At 60.2% G+C, this 1,713-nt stretch carries 1 protein-coding gene; it reads right to left on the bottom strand.

Annotated elements, in window-relative coordinates; all coding sequences use genetic code 11:
* Nucleotides 1-1,659: non-ribosomal peptide synthetase (locus AC2ETI_RS32480; RefSeq protein ID WP_355335827.1), on the bottom strand; the 1,659-nt coding region annotated here is incomplete at its 3' end.
* Nucleotides 1,660-1,713: the final 54 nt, after the last annotated feature.

The raw sequence follows: 1,713 nt of genomic DNA, 5'->3' as shown, positions 1-1,713 counted from the left end.
GTTGATGCGGCTGACAAGTCTGGTCGCATTGAGCGAATTACCACCCAACCCGAAGAAATCATCATCCACACCAACCCGCGACTCACACCCCAAAACCACCGCAAAAGCAGCAGCCACCACCAACTCCGAAGCAGAACCAGGCGCCCGAAACACCCGCACACCGAAAACAGGCTCCGGCAACGCCTTCCGATCCAACTTCCCCGCACTCGACAACGGGAACTCGTCAACAACAACCACCACATCCGGAACCATGTACGACGGAAGCACCAACCCCACCGCAGCCCGCGCCCCCACCGAATCCACCGAAACTTCCGCATCGACCGAGGACCCAGCCGTCACATACCCGACCAGACGACTCCCCCCATGCACCACCACCACAGCACCCGAAACACCCGGCAACGCACCCAACGCCGACTCGATCTCACCGAGCTCGATCCGCACCCCACGAATCTTCACCTGAAAATCCGACCGACCCAAATACACCAAAGACCCAGCAGCACTCCACAACACACGATCACCAGTGCGATACATCCGAGCACCCACCACAAACGGATTCGCCACAAACCGATCCGACGTCAAATCCGGACGCCGATGATAACCACGAGCCAACTGCGCACCATCGAGATACAACTCACCCGCAACACCCACCGGCACCGGACGCAACCGCGAATCCAACACATACCCACGCGTATTCCACACCGGCGTCCCGATCGGCACCACCCCCGACACCGAACCCACAATCCGATGCGCCGTCGTCGTAATCGCCGCCTCCGTCGGACCATACGTGTTATGCACCGCAGCCGACGTCAACGAACCCAACGCCACCGCAAGCTCCGGCGACAACTCCTCACCACCGGCAAACAAATGCCGCAACGAACCCAACGCACCACCAAAACCATCAGCCACCAACGCCGCAAGCACCGACGGAACGAACTCCGCCACCGAAATCGCATGCTCGACCATCACACCCGCAAGATAATCCAACTCACGATGCCCACCCGGCCGCGTCACCACCAACCGCGCACCCACCGTCAACGGCAAAAACGACTCCCACACCGACACATCGAACGTGAACGGCGCACGCGCCATCACCCGATCATCAGCACCCACCCCGTACTCCCCAGCCAACCACGCCAACTGATTGACAATCGCCCCATGACTGACCGACACCCCCTTCGGCCGACCCGTCGAACCCGACGTGAACATCACATACGCCGCATTACCCAACCGCAACGGCGCAACCCGATCACCATCAGAAACCCGACCACCCGAAAACCCACCCACATCAAGACCATCGAGAACAACAACATCCACACCCACAGGCAACACACCCACAAACGCAGAAACAGTCAACACAAGCTGCGGCGCAGCCGAATCAACCACAAACCCGATCCGCTCCACCGGCAACTCCGGATCAATCGGCACATACGCACCACCCGCAGCAACAACCGCATGCATCGCCACGATCATCTCCACCGAACGCTCCACCGCAAGACCCACCAAAACATCCGGCCCCACACCACGCCCGATCAACCACCGCGCCAACCGATTCACCCGCACACCGAACTCGGCATACGACAACACCACATCACCGAACACCACAGCCACACGACCCGACGACACCTCAACCGAAGCCGCCACCAAATCCGCCAACGTCACACCGTCAACACAACGATCCGTCTCATTCACACCCCCCAACACCAACCCACGCTC

This window comes from Rhodococcus sp. MurmanLake-1, from assembly GCF_056945715.1.
Note: the sequence above shows the minus strand (reverse complement) of the source record. Positions and strands in the feature narration are given on the sequence as shown.